The sequence below is a fragment of the Rhodoluna sp. genome (assembly GCF_049276775.1).
Lineage (GTDB): Bacteria > Actinomycetota > Actinomycetes > Actinomycetales > Microbacteriaceae > Rhodoluna.
In genome coordinates this window covers 1-16,024 of record NZ_JBASXC010000015.1, presented here as the reverse complement: position 1 = coordinate 16,024, position 16,024 = coordinate 1, and the positions used below count along the sequence as shown (strand labels likewise).

Genomic DNA, 16,024 nt, shown 5'->3' with positions numbered 1-16,024 from the left:
GCCAAGCGCGACCTCGGTAGGAACTATTGTCTGGCTAGGCAGTGAAGTCATGTTTTTCGCCGGACTTTTCGCCATGTACTTCAGTCTGCGGGCCAATGCGCCCGAGATTTGGGCAAATGACTCGCAGATTCTTGACGTTCAATTTGCTCTCGTGAACACCCTAATTTTGGTGGCATCTTCTTTTACCGCTCAGTTCGGTGTGTTTGCAGCCGAGCGTATGCAGCCCCGCGCCACCGGCAAATCCCCGCTTAAGTGGGGTCTAGTCGAGTGGTTCTTCTTGAGCTACATCCTCGGCGCTATTTTCGTTGCTGGCCAGGTCTACGAGTACGCAATGCTGGTTTCCGAAGGCGTAACCCTAAGCAGTAACTCGTACGGCAGTGCCTTTTACATCACAACCGGTTTTCACGCCCTACACGTGACCGGAGGTCTAATCGCCTTCCTACTCATTATCGGTAGGACTTACGCGGCTAAGAAATTTGGCCACTATGAGGCAACCGGCGCAATCGTTGTCTCCTACTACTGGCACTTCGTCGATGTTGTTTGGATCGGCTTGTTCTTGATCATCTACGTTCTCAGGTAAAAGAAAGAAGCTATGAAGAAGAGTCTTAATCGTTCGCGCAGAAAGCCACTCGCTGCTTCTCTAGTGATCGCTGCCGGCCTGCTCTTTTCAGGAGGAGGCTATGCGGTTGCAACCAACGTCGTGACCTCAAACGTTGCAACCGAGTACACCGCCGAGCAGATTTCTGAAGGACGGAAGCTCTTCCTGGCTAACTGCTCGAGCTGTCACGGCCTAAACGCCGAAGGTACTGCAGCTGGCCCCAGCATGATCGGTGTTGGAGCGGCGTCTGTCGATTTCCAGGTTGGCACCGGTCGTATGCCCGGTCAGGGATCAGGACCTCAGCTTCCAAAGAAAAAGGTCCAGTTCACCGACGACCAGATTCTTCTAATGGCGGCTTACGTTGCCTCTCTTGCACCCGGACCTGCAATGCCAGACCCTAAGTACCTAGAAGCAACAGGGGACGTTGCCCACGGTGGCGAGCTGTTTAGGATCAACTGTGCGATGTGCCACAACGCTGTTGGAGCCGGTGGAGCTCTCACCGAAGGAAAATATGCTCCGATGCTGAATAATATCGAGGCAAAACATGTTTACCAAGCTATGGTCATCGGGCCACAGAACATGCCAGTGTTCAATGACTCGAACCTAACGCCTGAAGACAAGCAAGACATCATCACCTATTTGGCTTACATTGACGAGAATCCCTCCGCCGGAGGCTTTGAGTTAGGAAGCCTGGGTCCGGTGGCAGAAGGCTTGTTTGTTTGGATTTTTGGACTCGGCGGAATCATAGCCATCACCGTATGGCTTGGCGCCAGGTCAAACTAGAGGGAGAAACGCAAATTGGCAGGTAAGGACTTAGAGAAGGGCTCAGAGGCCGAGGGCTTCGAGCACGACTTCGAATCCGGTCTAGCAGTTGTTCCGCCAGACAAGATTAAGGACCCCGGTCTCGAGCCTCACCGCGAGCGGATGACCGACAAGTTCCCTGCCAAAGCCAAGAACGCTGAGCGACAGGTCGCCGCGCTATTTCTGATCTCTGTACTAGGAAGTTTCTTTGCACTGTGGGCATACGTTGCCTTCCCTATCACCGAAGACCTCACCACCGTCAGGGCCAACAATTTATTTCTTGGCCTTGAAATGACATTGTCACTTCTGGGCATTGGAATCGGTGCCGTTCACTGGGCCAAGACCCTGATGCCTGACTTTGAAGTTTCTGAGCCTCGTCACCAGACCAGAGGCAACGAGGAAGTTCGAGCGCGCGCAGTTGAGATTGTCAAGCTGGCTGACTCGGAGTCTGGATTCAGCAGAAGAAAGTTAATTCGCAGGACTCTCTATGGAGCACTTGCGGTGTTCCCGCTTCCCGCGTTGATTGTTTTTGGCGATTTAGGACCGGACCTTGGCAGTTCTCTTCGTCAGACCATGTGGAAGACCGGAACAAGGCTAACCAAGGACCCAACCGGAGTTCCAATTAAGGCTTCTGATGTGACACTGGGGTCAGTGTTTCACGTGATCCCCGAGGGTCTTGCCGAGATGCACGAACACAAGCTGGAGGAAAAAGCCAAGGCTGCCGTGCTGCTTGTTCGACTAAACCAGGAAAGCCTCAACGAGGCCGAGGACCGCAAGAGCTGGTCCTACGACGGCATTGTCGCCTACTCAAAGATTTGCACTCACGTTGGATGCCCGGTGGCACTTTACGAACAGCACACGCACTCGTTGCTGTGCCCGTGCCACCAGTCAACATTCGACGTCACCGAGCACTGCAAGGTCGTTTTTGGACCCGCAGCTCGTCCCCTACCGCAACTACCGATCACGGTGGATGCGGAAGGGTACCTGATCGCCCAGAGCGATTTTCTGGAACCAGTCGGCCCTAGTTTCTGGGAGCGTTAGAAGATGAGCACAACGGTAAACGAAAAGAAGCCACAAGGTGGAGCACTCGCTGCAACGGCAAACTACTTGGACGAGAGAGTTGGCGTCGGTGGAATCCTAAAGTCCTTTGGACGCAAGGTGTTCCCAGATCACTGGTCTTTCATGCTCGGTGAGGTTGCTCTCTACAGCTTCGTGATCCTGCTGATCTCTGGAACCTTCCTAACCTTCTTCTATCAACCAGCTATGACTGAGGTTGTCTATGACGGCGCTTACCTTCCGCTGAAGGGCACCCAGATGTCTATCGCTTATGCCTCCAGCCTTGACATCTCGTTTGAGATCCGAGGCGGAATGCTCATGCGTCAGGCTCACCACTGGTCCGCTCTTCTGTTTGTTGCCGCAGCCGGGCTTCACATGCTTCGCGTGTTCTTTACAGGTGCCTTCCGCAAACCTCGCGAGATCAACTGGTTAGTTGGATTCATGCTCTTCGTTCTTGGAATGGCTGCTGGATTCACCGGCTACTCACTTCCAGATGACCTTCTTTCTGGAAACGGTCTTCGCATCATCGACGGAATGATTAAGGGTATTCCAGTTGTTGGAACCGCAGTTTCCTCCGGGTTGTTCGGTGGAGAGTTCCCGGGAACAGAAATTATTGCCAGACTCTACGGTCTGCACATCCTTCTGGTCCCTGCTTTGATCATTATTTTCATTGCAATACACCTGTTCATGGTGGTAATTCACAAGCACACCCACTACTCCGGCCCAGGCCGAACGGAAGAGAACGTCGTTGGCTACCCGCTAATGCCGGTATACGTTGCTAAGGCTGGTGGTTTCTTCTTCATCGTGTTTGGTGTTGTAATGCTTATTTCAGCAACCTTCACCGTAAACCCAATTTGGAACTACGGACCTTACGACCCCTCCCCTGTTTCGGCTGGAACTCAGCCGGACTGGTACATCGGTTGGCTAGATGGAGCCCTTCGACTTGCTCCTAGCAACTGGGACATCATGCTCTTTGGTTTCACTTACCCGATGGGAGTTCTGGTTCCACTTGTTGTGAGCTTGGTATTCCTAGCTCTGGTAGGCGCATACCCATTCGTTGAAGCTTGGGTGACCGGCGACAAGAGAGAGCACCACGTTCTAGACCGCCCAAGAAACGCTCCAACCCGTACCGGTATCGGCGCAGCTGGAGTAACTTTCTACGGCGTCCTATGGGCAGCTGCCTCCACCGACTTGATTGCAACCTTCTTCCAGATGTCTTTGAACCAGGTGCTCACTTTCATGCAGGTGCTCTTGATTGCTGGGCCGATTGCGGCTTACCTAATCACAAAGCGAACCTGTCTGTCGCTGCAGCGCAAGGACCGTGAGATTGTCCTTCACGGCCGCGAGACCGGACGAATTGTTAGATTGCCACACGGTGAGTACATCGAGGTTCACGAGCCGCTGGATAAGTTCGAGATGTACAAGCTGGTTGACTTCAAGGACTACCGCCCAACGGCCGTGGTTCCGAACAAGAAGGGCAAAATCACTCTGGGTTCACGCCTAAGAGCAGCCGTTTCTAGAATCTACTTCGAGGACCGCATCTCACCGGTGACCCAGACTGAGCTAAACGAGGCTCAGGCGCACGATCACTCCCCAGCTGTTGCAGCAAACGAGCAGCAGGAACAGTTGACCAAGTAGTTCAAATAAGAAATCCCCCTGACCGAATCGGTTGGGGGGATTTTTTACTCTTCGAGTATCAGGGTTTGTATGAATCAACCTCGATCTCAACGAGCATATCTGGGTTGATGAACTTTATTCCGGCAAGCATAGTTGCCGCCGGTCTTGTCGCTGAAAATATCTCACCGTGGGCGCGTCCAACTGCATCCATGTCCGCTGCATCGGATAAGTAAACCCTAGTTCTTACGACGTCTTCCAGTGAGTGGCCTCCATCGGCAAGCGCTCTCTCAATGACTTCGAATGCAACTTTGGTCTGCCCGTAGGCATTACCTTGGTGTTGCAAAACTCCATCGACTGTTGCTGTGGTCCCAGAGACGTGGATGTAAGGCCCGGCCACTACCGCCCTGGAATAGCCAATCGACTCTTCCCATGGGCCACCAGATGAGATTTTCTTGTCAGCTGCCACTTCGCACTCCTTTTGCACTTGGTGACGAGGCTACAAAAGAGCCCCGAGATCAACCTAGTGAGCGAAACGACCGCGGCTTTGTTCAAACACGTAACCCACGACGCCCACTAGGGCGAATGGAACGATGTAGAAAGTCAGCCACCAGCCAACAGCTAGGGAGGCGAACAGTAAACCGCAAGCTATACCGAGATACAGTGGCCACCAACTCCAAGGCATGAAAAATCCCATCTCTGACTCACCGTCTTCGATGTTCCCATCCTCACGGTCTTCAGGAACTGGGCCTTGGGTGTTGTTGAGTTTCCAAAGGTAGAAACCTAAAAAAGCGCTCATGAAAGTAAGCATCGCTAGCGCCGAAGTGCCGATTGGCTCCCAACCCGTGTAGGTCAAGTTGTACCAAATGTGATAGCCGGCCGTGACGAGCGTGAAAAATCCGGTGAGGATTACCCATAGTAGATAGTTTGCTCTCATGAATTACCTCCTTGCCGCCTCTTTAGCTTCCGCCGCCGCATAGTCCGGGTGGTGCAGGTCAAACGCCGGAGACTCGGAACGAATCCTTGGAATCGAAGTGAAGTTGTGACGTGGGAATGGAGTTGCAGTTGCCCACTCCAAAGACCTTCCGTAACCCCAAGGGTCATCGAGGGTGACCTTCGGAGCGGATCGGTAGGTGATGTACACATTCCATAGGAACGGAATGATCGAGAGTCCGAGCAGGATAGAACCCGCCGAGGACACTGCGTTCATCCAAGCAAAGCCATCTTCCGGTAGGTAGGTCGCGTAGCGACGTGGCATACCGATAACGCCCAACCAGTGCTGGATCAAGAAGGTGATGTGGAAACCGAAGAAGGTCATCCAGAACTGGATGTAGCCAAGGCGCTCATTCAGCATCTTTCCAGTCATCTTTGGCCACCAGAAGAAGAATCCTGCGAACATCGCAAACACCACTGTTCCAAACACTACGTAGTGGAAGTGAGCAACCACGAAGTAGCTGTCGGACAAGTGGAAGGTAAGTGCAGGCGACGCCAAGATTACTCCGGTCAAACCCCCAAAGATAAAGGTGGTCAAAAAGCCCAGGCTCCACAGCATTGGATTCTCAAAGGTCAGCGAGCCTCGCCACATAGTTCCGATCCAGTTGAATATTTTCACACCGGTCGGGACCGCAATTAGCATCGTCGTGAATGCGAAGAAAGGAAGAAGCACCGAACCGGTCACGTACATGTGGTGAGCCCAAACTGTCATCGACAGTGCTGCAATAGCAATAGTTGCGTAGACCAAAGTCTTGTACCCGAAGATTGGTTTACGACTGAATACTGGGAAAATCTCCGAAACAATTCCGAAAAACGGTAGCGCGATGATGTAGACCTCGGGGTGTCCAAAGAACCAGAACAGGTGCTGCCAAAGCATAGCTCCCCCGTTTGCCGGGTCAAAGATCTGAGTGTCCAGTCTTCTATCCGCTCCAAGAGCGAACAGCGCAGCTGCCAGCGGAGGGAAGGCCATGATAACTAGGATCGACGTCACCAGAGTGTTCCAGGTGAAGATCGGCATACGGAACATGGTCATTCCAGGTGCACGCATGGTCAAGATTGTGGTTATGAAGTTAACTCCACCCATGATGGTTCCAAAGCCGGCCAACGCCAGACCAAAGACCCACAGATCACCACCTATTCCCGGAGAGAACGTCGCATTCGATAAGGGCGCATATGCAAACCACCCGAATGACGCAGCACCTTGAGGGGTAAAGAATCCAGAAACTGCCACCAGAGAACCGAAGAAGTAGAACCAGTAGGCGATCGCATTCAACCTAGGGAAAGCCACATCCGGAGCACCGATCTGCACCGGCATTAGAACGTTTGCAAATCCAGCGAACAAAGGTGTTGCAAACATCAAAAGCATGATGGTGCCGTGCATTGTGAACAGCTGGTTGTACTGCTCTTTGGTCTGAACTATGTCGAGCCCCGGAGCTGCAAGCTGAGCGCGGATGATAAGAGCCATTACTCCCCCGATAAGGAAGTAGGCGAAAGAGGTAATTAGGTACAAGTAACCGATTTTCTTGTGGTCAGTGGTTGTAATCCAGTCGACAAGAATCTGACCCTTGGTCATCTTTTTACCCTTGGGCGAATTTCCGTCTCCGTAGCCGCTGGAGGGGCGAGTTTCGGTTATGGTTGCCATCTTGACTATCCTCTGATCTCTGGGTTGTCACCTGGAAGGTTTTGGTTTCTGTCATAACGGGTATCTAGCTGGCCAGTTTGTCCCTTGGCCCGAAGAGTTGACAGGTAAGCGTCATACTCGGCTTGAGAGACGACCTTGACTTGGAAAAGCATCAGCGAATGGTACTCGCCACAAAGCTCGGCACACTTACCCGCGTATGTTCCCTCAATCTGTGGGGTGAAGTACATGGTGTTGGTCTTGCCGGGGAACATGTCCTTCTTGTAAAGGAAGTCAATCACCCAGAACGAGTGGATTACATCGCGAGCAGATAAGTCAATTTTTACGCTCTGGTTCACAGGCAAGTAAAGAGTTGGAAGTGTCTCGGGAACTCCCTCTTGGCCATCAAACTGTGCCTGAATCCCGGATTCAAAGACATCGGCGTCCACGTAGTTAAAGTCCCAGCTCCACTGCTTTGCAATTACCTGGATGGTGACATCTGGGTTCTCGGTTGGCGTCTCAATTGCCGCCATGTCTCTGGCTGTGAAGGCGAAGAATCCAATGACCAAGATCAGCGGAATTACTGTGAATAAGGCTTCAATCGGGTTGTTGTACCTGAACTGGGCTGGCATTCCGGTCTCACCCTTGCGCCGGCGGTAAACCACAATTGCCCAAGCCATGAGGCCCCAGGCAATGATTCCGATAGCGTAGAGAACGATCCAAGCTGTGGTCCAGAGTCCTGTGATTCTGTCGGTGTGATTTGTGACGCCCCACTCTCCCGGCAAGAAACCGCGGGCAAGCTGGTCTGTGCAGCCAGTGAGCAGCAGGACCATGGTGGCGGCTATTGGGGCAAATGCCCACTTTAATCTAGTTTTCAACTTTAGAAACTGACCCTTCAGACAGCTGGATGATTACCCCTTTAGTCTAAGCGAGGAAAATGCCCCGTCAGTGCCAAAACACCACTAGAACAGGGGTTTTTGTGGGATAAAAAGCGGTTTGAGAGCTAGTTGAAAGAGTCTCCGCAGGCGCAGGATCCGGCAGCGTTTGGGTTGTCGATTGTAAAGCCCTGCTTCTGAATTGTGTCCTCGAAGTCAATCGATGCGCCCTCAAGGTATGGAACACTCATCTTGTCCACAACAACCTGAACTCCGTCGAATTCGGCTACTGCATCAGAGTCCTCTAGAACCTCGTCAAAAAATAGTTGGTAGATGAGTCCGGAGCACCCTCCAGGCTGAACAGAAACACGGAGGCGAAGATCATCCCGACCTTCAGCGGTTAGCAGGGTGCGCACCTTTTCCTTGGCGGTATCGGTGAGGCTGACTTTGTGGCTGAGCGTCTGATCCATGATTGGACTCCCTATAAGTTTCCGTGAACTGCTACTACTCTAACAAGGCTAAACCGAATGCTAGTGAATCTGATTCCCAGCAAGCAGAAACAGCGTCTGAGCCAAAATTGCAGATTTGAAGGTCTCCAAATGAAGACTTTCGTTCGGCGAGTGAGCCCTCGAATCCGGATCTTCAACACCGGTCACGAGCACCTGAGCCTCGGGGAAAACCCGCTCCAAATCAGCAATGAAAGGAATCGAGCCCCCGATGCCGATATCTACCGATTTCTGACCGTAGGCCAGCTCTAGGGCATGTTCTGCTAGAGACTTGGCCCAGCCGGAATCCCCCAGGCTGAAGGGCTTCCCGAGCTCTACGGCCCCAAAAGTCACCTCTGCCCCTAGCGGGTTATTGGCCAGGATGTGGCCCTGAAGGGCCTCCAGGGCCTGTTCTGGGTTCTCTCCGGGGGCTATCCGAAGGCTCAACTTGGCCTTGAGTCTCGGAACCAAAGTGTTTGAGGACACCGCCACCGCTGGGTAATCCAGCCCAATCAGAGTCAGGGCTGGTTTGGTCCATATTCGCGGAAGTATGGCTCCCTCACCAAGGGCCTTAGTGGAGGGCAAAAGTCCTGAGTCTGCCCTTAATTGCTCTTCACTGTAGCTTAAATCAGTATTTTGAGTACTTTTTAGTCCCAAAATGGAGACTTGCCCCTTTTCATCCCACATCGAGTCCAGTATTTTTACCAAGGCCAGCATGGCGTCTGGCACCGCGCCGCCGTACATCCCGCTGTGGACCGCATGATCTAGGGTCTGCACCTCAAATTCCAAAGAGACCAGTCCCCGAAGGGTGGTGGTTATCGCTGGAACCGTAGTGCTCCAATTCCCGGAATCGGCAACCACAATCACATCGCTTTGAAGCTTTTGCTTGTACTGCTCCAAAAAGTTTGCAAACGACGGCGAACCCGCCTCTTCCTCACCCTCGATAAAAACCACAAGCCCTAGATCAAAATCTGATCCGGCCAGTTCAGCTAGAAGTTTTACCGAGGCGCAGTGGGCCACGATTCCTGCCTTGTCATCCGCTGCTCCCCTGCCAAAAAGGCGACCCTTTCTCACCTCAGGTTCAAATGGTTCAGACTCCCAAAAACTTTGGTCTCCCGGGGGTTGAACGTCGTGGTGCGCATAAAGCAAGATTGTGGGCCGGGAATTCTTCGCAGCTCTTGTGGCAACAATCGCCGGGGCTCCAGTTTGCCCAGAACCGTAGCTTGATTGCAGAACCTCAACTTCTTCAAAGACCCCGGTACTTTCAAAAAGCCGCCGAACAGCCTGAACACTTCGCTCAAGTTCGTCAGCATCAAAGGCATCCCAGGCAATACCCGGAATGCGAACCAGTTCTTTCAGGTCCTCTAGAGCAGTAGAAAACAGTTTTGTCACGGCCTCGTTAGCGCGCTCGAGCTCTGCTTGGCTAATTGTCGGTACCGATAAGTCCATGAGGGTAATCTTAAGCGAGAAACCAACAACAAACCGAAGGACCCCAATGCCTCAAGACGCCCCTCAAGTTGATCCGCCTAAAAAAGACGGCAAGGGTAAGCCGACTCCGGCTAGAAAACAGCAGGAAATGCTTCGGAAGAAGCCCGTTGTTGGAAACAGATCACCCGAGGCCAAGCGAGCCGCTAAGCGCGCACTTCAGGCCGAGCGAGCCAAGGCTCGAGAAGGACTCGCAAATGGTGACGAGCGCTATCTGACAAGTCGTGACCGCGGGCCCCAACGCAAACTTGCAAGGGATGTAGTTGACTCCAGGTTTACGGCCGGTGAATTGGTTCTCCCGGCTCTGTTCCTGGTCATTATTATCTCCTCGATACGAACAGATGACCCCGTGGTTGATCTTTACATCCAGCTCGGAACACTCATTGCGATGTGGGGGCTATTTGTAACGGTTGCACTGGACGGATATATTCTGGGTAAGAAAACCCAACGTGTGGTCCAAGAAAAATATGGAGACAAAGCCGAAAAAGGCCTTCGCTGGTACGCGGCGATGCGATCGATTCAAATGCGCGGGATGAGACTCCCAAAGCCTCAAGTCAAGCGCGGAAACAAAGACTTCTAGTTAGGACCTTTCTTAAAAGAAATTAGCCAGCGAGTCCCCGGTTTATTTTTCTGGCCCAGAGCGGTCCCTCGTAAACAAATCCGGTGTAGCCCTGAACCAGCTGTGCTCCAAGGTTCAGTCTGTTGGCAACTTCCCTAGAGGAGAAAACTCCCCCAACCGAAATTATTGCTATCTGATTCGGAAGGTTTGATCTAAGCAGAGTCAGCACCTCTAGCGACCTTTCTGCCAGTACCGGACCGGAGAGTCCTCCTTGGCCCATCGCCTCAACTTTCTTACCGTCAGCTAAAAGGCCGGATCTTGAAACTGTGGTGTTGGTTGCAATAACACCAGCAAGCCCAAGCTTTGTGGCTAGGCCCGCTACCTCGACTACGTCTTCGTTCGCCAAGTCGGGTGCAATTTTTACCAGCACGGGTTTGCCCATGGATTTTTCCAGAACGGTAATCAAAATTGGCTCAAGTTGATCAATTGCCTGGAGCGAGCGAAGTCCGGGGGTATTTGGAGAAGAAACATTCACTGCGAGATAGTCCGCAAAGGGTGCGAGCTTTTCGGCGCTGTAAGCATAATCCGCTACGGCATCTTCAATTTCGGTAACTTTGCTCTTTCCTATGTTCACTCCGATTACAGGAAGCTTCTTTCCACTTTGTCGAAGTGCCGCGAGGCGCTTGGCGATAACGTCTGCCCCGTCATTGTTGAAACCCATTCGGTTGATGAGACTGAGATCTTTTTTGAGTCGGAAAAGTCTGGGTCTTGGATTTCCGGTTTGGGCAAATCTAGTCACGGTGCCAATCTCCACATGAGAGAACCCAAGCTCGCCCAATTCTCTAACCGCTTCTGCGTTTTTATCAAAGCCCGCCGCCATTCCAAATGGCCCATCGAATTCCAACCCAAAAGCAACTGTTCTCTGGGGAACGACACCTAACCGGCTGAGTTTTGCCAAACCGGTGGCTCCCAAAGCCTTGATTAAGAACATGCCGAGGTGGTGGGCCGTCTCGGGATTAAACCTGGAAAAAATCAGATTAAAAAATAGGCGATAAATCAAATCCCCAGATCACCGCTTAGGTTCCTTGCTTGGGATGAGGTCACCGAAGACCTACGCCTTAGCGTCATCTGTTGGAACGTCCTTGGTGGCTCGAAGCACTCCAATGGCGGCTTCAAAGTCCTCCAGAGACTCCCACCCCTGGTATACACTCGCGAAGCGCATGAAGGCAACCTCGTCTAGTTCTCGAAGTGGTTCCAAAATTGCCAGTCCAATCTCGTGAGCCTCGACTTGAGCTGCTCCGGATGATCTGATGATTTCTTCAACCTGTTGCGCCAGTACTGCCAGGTCAGCATCCGAAACGGGACGACCCTGACAAGCCTTTCCAACACCGCTAACGATCTTTTCTCGACTAAAGGGTTCTGTGACACCGCTTCGCTTGATTACTGTTAGTGACGCGGTCTCGGAGGTTGTGAATCGTTTGCCACACTCCGGGCACTGCCGGCGACGTCTGATGGCTGAGCCATCCTCGCTGGTTCTTGAGTCAGTGACTCGAGAGTCGGCGTGACGGCAAAATGGACAGTGCATTTGATGAACCTCTAACTCTCTCTATCTAATTTTAGAGCCGACTGGGTTAAATAGCGCTCGATTCGGCCTCGGGCTTGCCCCTTAGCTCTCAAATCGCTTCAGCACAGCCTCGCCGTGGGCGGGCAAGTCCTCAGCATTTGCAAAAAGGGGTAGCGACCCAGCTTGCTCTTCAAGAGCAGCCCTGGAGTAATCGATAATTTGTTGCGGGCGCAAGAAGGTGTGAACGCCCAGGCCCGAGCTGTACTTTGCTGTGCCACCTGTTGGCAGGACGTGATTTGATCCAGCCAGGTAGTCGCCGAGACTAACAGGCGAATACTCCCCCAAGAAAATCGCACCGGCGTTGGTAATTTTTGGCAGCAGGACATTCGGTTCTGAAACCAAGATCTCCAGGTGTTCAGTTGCGTAGGAATTTGCCACTTCAACAGCCTGATCTAGCGAGTCAACTAAGACCAGTGCTGATTGCTGGCCACCAAGTGCCGCGGCAACTCTCCTGGAGTGTTTGGTGGCTAATACCTGTGTCTCAAGCTCCAGAAGAACCTTTGCAAGCAAAATCTCACTATCTGTGACAAGAACCGCCGCAGCCGACTCATCGTGCTCAGCCTGTGAAATCAGATCTGCTGCAACTAACTTGGGATTGGCAAACTCGTCCGCAATGATAAGTATCTCGGTGGTACCCGCCTCCGAATCAATAGCAACAGTTGAGCGAACGAGCCTCTTAGCGGCAGCAACATATGCGTTGCCCGGTCCCGTGATCAGTCGAACAGCAGGAAGATCGATTTCTTCTATTCCGTATGCGAAGGCGGCTATAGCTGCCGGGCCTCCGATGCAAAATACATCCTCGAGTCCAAGAAGAGCAGCGGTCGCCAGGACGCTCGGGTGCGGCCTTCCGTCAAAATCTCGCTGACCCGGAGTTGCAAGGAATATCTTTGAAACTCCTGCCACTTGAGCCGGGACGGCATTCATAACGACGCTCGACGGGTAGACAGCTTTTCCACCTGGGACGTAAAGCCCAACCGAGTCCACCGGAACATAGCGCTGAGAAACACTCGCTCCTTTCGACAATTCAACTCCAAAGGCTTCCGGCACTGCAGCCTGAGAAACTATTCTGTTGCGATCGATTGCGGCCTCAATAGCGGCTCGAAGGTCAGGATCTAGCGCATGGAGAGCCTGGTTGAGTTCCTCCGATGAAACCCGAAGCGGCTCAGGGTCGAATCCATCCAGCTCCTTCGAGAGCTCGCGGATGTATGAGACTCCCGATGTCCTAACCGAGTTAATAACCCCCGTGGCGACTTCCATTGCAGCATCTATGTTGAGCTTGGCCCTGGGAATCTGTTCGGCCAGTTGCGCCTCGACTACGGGTAAACCGCGAAGATCAAGCTGGCGAATAACGCTCATTCTGACTCTTTCTTTTTGGTCGGTTTGAGCCCTAAGTCTATTTGGTCTGTTTAGGGCAAACCCTCGGCTAATCTATTATTCGATGTCAACAGAAAATATAGATACAGATGCTACTGACGCCCTGAAGGCAGCCTTTCGAAGGCACGCCTCGGGAGTTGCAATAATCACGGCAACCGCAGAAGATGGCTCCCCGGTTGGTTTTACCGCAACCTCAATGACCTCGCTCGGTTCAAATCCCCCGCTGGTGACATTCAACGTCTCCCGGGAATCGTCCTCCTGGCCAACAATTTCCACCACTCAGCACCTAGCTCTTCACATGCTTGGAGCCCAAAACTATGATCTGGCGCAAAAGATGGCCGCTGATAAGAACAAGCGATTTCTTGATGGCGACTGGGAGTTTTCGGAATTTGGTCTTCCGGTTTTCAAGAATGTACCGGCCGTTTTGTTTGCCAAGGTTCGCGAGTTTCATCACGTCGAACAAAATGCAGTTTTCATAAGCGATGTCGTTTCAGGGATGCTCGGCGTTGAGGACAAGGCGCTGCTTTACAACCAGCGGGCCTACTTCACCCCAGCCGACACTGCACTTTGAGCCAAGCAGCTTGCTCCCAAAAGTGCCTTAAGCTCGCCGATTAGATCGTCAGAAATTCTCACCGTTGGCTGAAGCTTAAAACTTCTGGGGTTTAGCTCGTCAATAAAACTTAATTGAACTTCTTCCTTGCCGGGGTGCGCCTTCAAGGTAGCGTCTAGATTCTCGAGCACGCTTCTGGTCGCATCAGCTTCTGTTATCTGCAAGCGAAGAGGACCCTGTGATGCCGCTTCGGAACCTAGAGCAATACTCTCCATTGAAAAAGCTGAAATCGCAAACCCGTCATCGCGGGAGTTTATTCGCCCTCGCACCATTACTACTTCATCATTGATCAGTGACTCGGAATACTCTTTGTATGTCTTACCCATGAACATCACAGATATTTCCCCTTCGAAATCCTCAATCGTCACATTTGCGTAAGGGTTTCCAGAGGACCTGGCAACTCGATGCGTGACGCTTGAAATTAGCCCCGCAATGGTGATTGTCTCCCCATCTCTAATGTCTTCGCTGGTAAGCAAATCACCGATGGTGAAATCGGCAAACTGTGCCAGTTGTCGCTCTCTTCCAGCTAGCGGGTGATCCGAGACATAAAGGCCGAGCATTTCACGCTCGTGCGCGAGCTTTTCTGACTTTGGCCATTCGGGTCTATTTGGAACAACTAAGTGTGAATCGGACTCGGCAAACAAATCCCCGAATAAATCGACCTGTCCGGTTGATTCATTTTTCTTGATTACCGACTGAGAGTCCACGGCCTCCTCGTGAATCTCCATCAGCGCACGCCTGGTGTGGCCAAGAGTGTCAAATGCTCCGGCCTTAATCAGCGACTCAATGGTGCGTTTAGAGCAAACCTGCTGCGGTACTCGACGAAGAAAATCGGTGAAGGACTCAAATGGCTTATCTCTGCGGGCTTCGATAATTCCATCCACGACGTGGTGTCCAACGTTCCTAATCGCACCTAGTCCAAACCGGATTGTGTCACCAACGGCGCTGAAGGGCCCAATGGAGGAATTCACATCGGGGGCTTGAACGTTGATGTCCATCCTGCGGCATTCGTTCAGGTAGATTGCGAGCTTGTCTTTTGAGTCCCCCACCGAGGTGAGCAGGGCAGCCATGTACTCCGCCGGGAAGTTTGCCTTTAGATAAGAGGTCCAGTAGCTCAAGACTCCGTACCCGGCCGAGTGCGCCTTGTTAAAGGCGTAGTCCGCAAATGGAAGCAGTGTCTTCCAGAGCGTTTCAATAGCGGGCTCTGAGTAATTTTGCTTCGCCATTCCCTCACTGAAGTCTTTATAGGAGCGATCCAGCTCCTTCTTATCTTTTTTACCCATTGCACGGCGAAGCAGATCGGCCTGCGCAAGGGAGAACCCTGCGACTTTTTGAGCAACCGCCATTACCTGCTCCTGATAAACAATCAGGCCGTAGGTCGGATCGAGAATTTCGGCAAGTGTTTCGGCAAGCTCCGGGTGAATCGGCTCTGATTTTTGCAGGCCGTTTTTTCTGAGTGCGTAGTTGGTGTGCGATTTCTCGCCCATTGGACCGGGTCGATAGAGCGCAATTACTGCGGAGATGTGCTCAAACTCACTCGGCTTGAGCATCCGGAGTAGAGATCTCATCTGAGCACCGTCGAGCTGGAATACTCCGAGAGTGTCACCCCTGGATAAAAGCTCAAAAGTGTTTTCGTCTGAGTTGAGATCCAGCTCTTCTAGAACGACCGTTGTACCCTTGTTGGACTTAATGTTGGCCAGTGCGTCATCTAAAACCGTGAGGTTTCGAAGTCCCAAAAAGTCCATCTTTAACAGCCCGAGTTTTTCACAAGGCGGCTGGTCAAACTGAGTGATTACGGCACCGTCATCTTCTCTCCTCATGATTGGAATCACATCAAGAAGTGGCTCGGCAGACATGATCACGCCCGCCGCGTGCACGCCCCACTGACGCTTTAGGTTCTCAAGGCCCCTGGCAAGTTCGAAGATCTTTGCCGAGTCCGGATCATTCTCCAGCGCCTCTCTAAACTCGGCGGCCTCCTTGTACCTCGATGTCTGCTCGGCTTGCTTATCTTCTGGCTTTTCAACTAACTCACCGAGCGATACATCTCTTCCGAGCACCATCGGGGGCATTAGCTTGGTCAGCTTTTCTCCGGCTGCGTAGGGCATTCCCAAGACTCTGGCCGAGTCCTTAAGTGCTTGCTTTGCCTTGATTGTTCCAAAGGTGACGATCTGAGCCACCCGATCCTCACCGTATTTCTGACTTACATATCGAATTACCTCGCCGCGCCTTCGGTCGTCGAAGTCGACATCAATATCTGGTGGCGAGACTCGGTCGGGGTTAAGGAACCTCTCAAAAATCAAACCATGCACAATCGGATCTAGCTCAGTAATTC

The 16,024-nt window shown here is 52.3% G+C and carries 16 protein-coding genes; 6 read left to right on the top strand and 10 right to left on the bottom strand.

The features are described from left to right. The 4 genes from ctaE to qcrB all read left to right on the top strand — a co-directional run. Nucleotides 1-580, top strand: a 580-nt coding sequence (gene ctaE / locus WAO31_RS00875) for an aa3-type cytochrome oxidase subunit III (protein WP_509589099.1), incomplete at its 5' end; no start/stop codon positions are given. A 12-nt stretch (nt 581-592) separates the two neighbouring features. Then, complete coding sequence (gene qcrC, locus WAO31_RS00870; RefSeq protein ID WP_509589097.1) at nt 593-1,381, top strand: cytochrome bc1 complex diheme cytochrome c subunit; 789 nt, start codon at nt 593-595, stop codon at nt 1,379-1,381. Nucleotides 1,382-1,396: 15 nt separating this feature from the next. Continuing rightward, nucleotides 1,397-2,440, top strand: a complete 1,044-nt coding sequence (gene qcrA / locus WAO31_RS00865) for a cytochrome bc1 complex Rieske iron-sulfur subunit (RefSeq protein ID WP_509589095.1) — start codon at nt 1,397-1,399, stop codon at nt 2,438-2,440. A 3-nt stretch (nt 2,441-2,443) separates the two neighbouring features. Beyond that, entirely contained in the window at nt 2,444-4,093 is a 1,650-nt protein-coding gene (qcrB, locus tag WAO31_RS00860; RefSeq protein ID WP_509589093.1) for a cytochrome bc1 complex cytochrome b subunit, read from the top strand. 58 nt (nt 4,094-4,151) lie between these two features. Here qcrB and WAO31_RS00855 read toward each other — a convergent pair whose 3' ends face one another. The 6 genes from WAO31_RS00855 to WAO31_RS00830 all read right to left on the bottom strand — a co-directional run bounded on the left by WAO31_RS00855 (nt 4,152) and on the right by WAO31_RS00830 (nt 9,489). After that, entirely contained in the window at nt 4,152-4,538 is a 387-nt protein-coding gene (locus tag WAO31_RS00855; RefSeq protein ID WP_509589091.1) for a RidA family protein, read from the bottom strand. Nucleotides 4,539-4,592: 54 nt separating this feature from the next. Continuing rightward, nucleotides 4,593-5,006 (bottom strand): cytochrome c oxidase subunit 4, encoded by a 414-nt coding sequence (locus WAO31_RS00850; RefSeq protein WP_509589089.1) that lies wholly within the window; start codon nt 5,004-5,006, stop codon nt 4,593-4,595. 3 nt (nt 5,007-5,009) lie between these two features. Next, on the bottom strand, nt 5,010-6,704 hold the full coding sequence (gene ctaD, locus WAO31_RS00845) for an aa3-type cytochrome oxidase subunit I (RefSeq protein WP_509589087.1): 1,695 nt from the start codon (nt 6,702-6,704) through the stop codon (nt 5,010-5,012). Between the two features lie 5 nt (nt 6,705-6,709). Then, a complete protein-coding gene (gene ctaC / locus WAO31_RS00840; RefSeq protein ID WP_509589085.1) occupies nt 6,710-7,558 on the bottom strand; it encodes an aa3-type cytochrome oxidase subunit II in 849 nt (282 codons plus the stop codon). Between the two features lie 125 nt (nt 7,559-7,683). Continuing rightward, on the bottom strand, nt 7,684-8,025 hold the full coding sequence (gene erpA, locus WAO31_RS00835) for an iron-sulfur cluster insertion protein ErpA (protein ID WP_509589083.1): 342 nt from the start codon (nt 8,023-8,025) through the stop codon (nt 7,684-7,686). A 60-nt stretch (nt 8,026-8,085) separates the two neighbouring features. Further along, nucleotides 8,086-9,489 carry a dipeptidase gene (locus tag WAO31_RS00830; protein ID WP_509589081.1) on the bottom strand — a complete coding sequence of 468 codons (1,404 nt, stop codon included), beginning with the start codon at nt 9,487-9,489 and terminating at the stop codon, nt 8,086-8,088. 46 nt (nt 9,490-9,535) lie between these two features. Between WAO31_RS00830 and WAO31_RS00825 the strand changes: the two genes are divergently transcribed. Then, nucleotides 9,536-10,105, top strand: coding sequence for a DUF3043 domain-containing protein (locus tag WAO31_RS00825; protein ID WP_509589079.1), 570 nt, complete (start codon nt 9,536-9,538; stop codon nt 10,103-10,105). Nucleotides 10,106-10,127: 22 nt separating this feature from the next. Here the strand turns inward: WAO31_RS00825 and WAO31_RS00820 are convergent, their stop codons facing one another. The 3 genes from WAO31_RS00820 to hisD all read right to left on the bottom strand — a co-directional run bounded on the left by WAO31_RS00820 (nt 10,128) and on the right by hisD (nt 13,064). Next, on the bottom strand, nt 10,128-11,141 hold the full coding sequence (locus tag WAO31_RS00820) for a quinone-dependent dihydroorotate dehydrogenase (RefSeq protein ID WP_509589101.1): 1,014 nt from the start codon (nt 11,139-11,141) through the stop codon (nt 10,128-10,130). Between the two features lie 54 nt (nt 11,142-11,195). Then, a complete protein-coding gene (nrdR, locus tag WAO31_RS00815; RefSeq protein ID WP_509589077.1) occupies nt 11,196-11,669 on the bottom strand; it encodes a transcriptional regulator NrdR in 474 nt (157 codons plus the stop codon). 81 nt (nt 11,670-11,750) lie between these two features. Continuing rightward, nucleotides 11,751-13,064, bottom strand: a complete 1,314-nt coding sequence (gene hisD / locus WAO31_RS00810) for a histidinol dehydrogenase (RefSeq protein WP_509589075.1) — start codon at nt 13,062-13,064, stop codon at nt 11,751-11,753. An 82-nt stretch (nt 13,065-13,146) separates the two neighbouring features. Here hisD and WAO31_RS00805 point away from each other — a divergent pair, with 82 nt between their 5' ends. Further along, complete coding sequence (locus tag WAO31_RS00805; RefSeq protein ID WP_509589073.1) at nt 13,147-13,653, top strand: flavin reductase family protein; 507 nt, start codon at nt 13,147-13,149, stop codon at nt 13,651-13,653. On the opposite strand, the gene dnaE is transcribed toward WAO31_RS00805, so the two are convergent. Beyond that, a partial coding sequence (gene dnaE / locus WAO31_RS00800; RefSeq protein ID WP_509589071.1) for a DNA polymerase III subunit alpha occupies nt 13,623-16,024 on the bottom strand: 2,402 nt, incomplete at its 5' end. The two genes, WAO31_RS00805 and dnaE, sit on opposite strands and share 31 nt — an antisense overlap.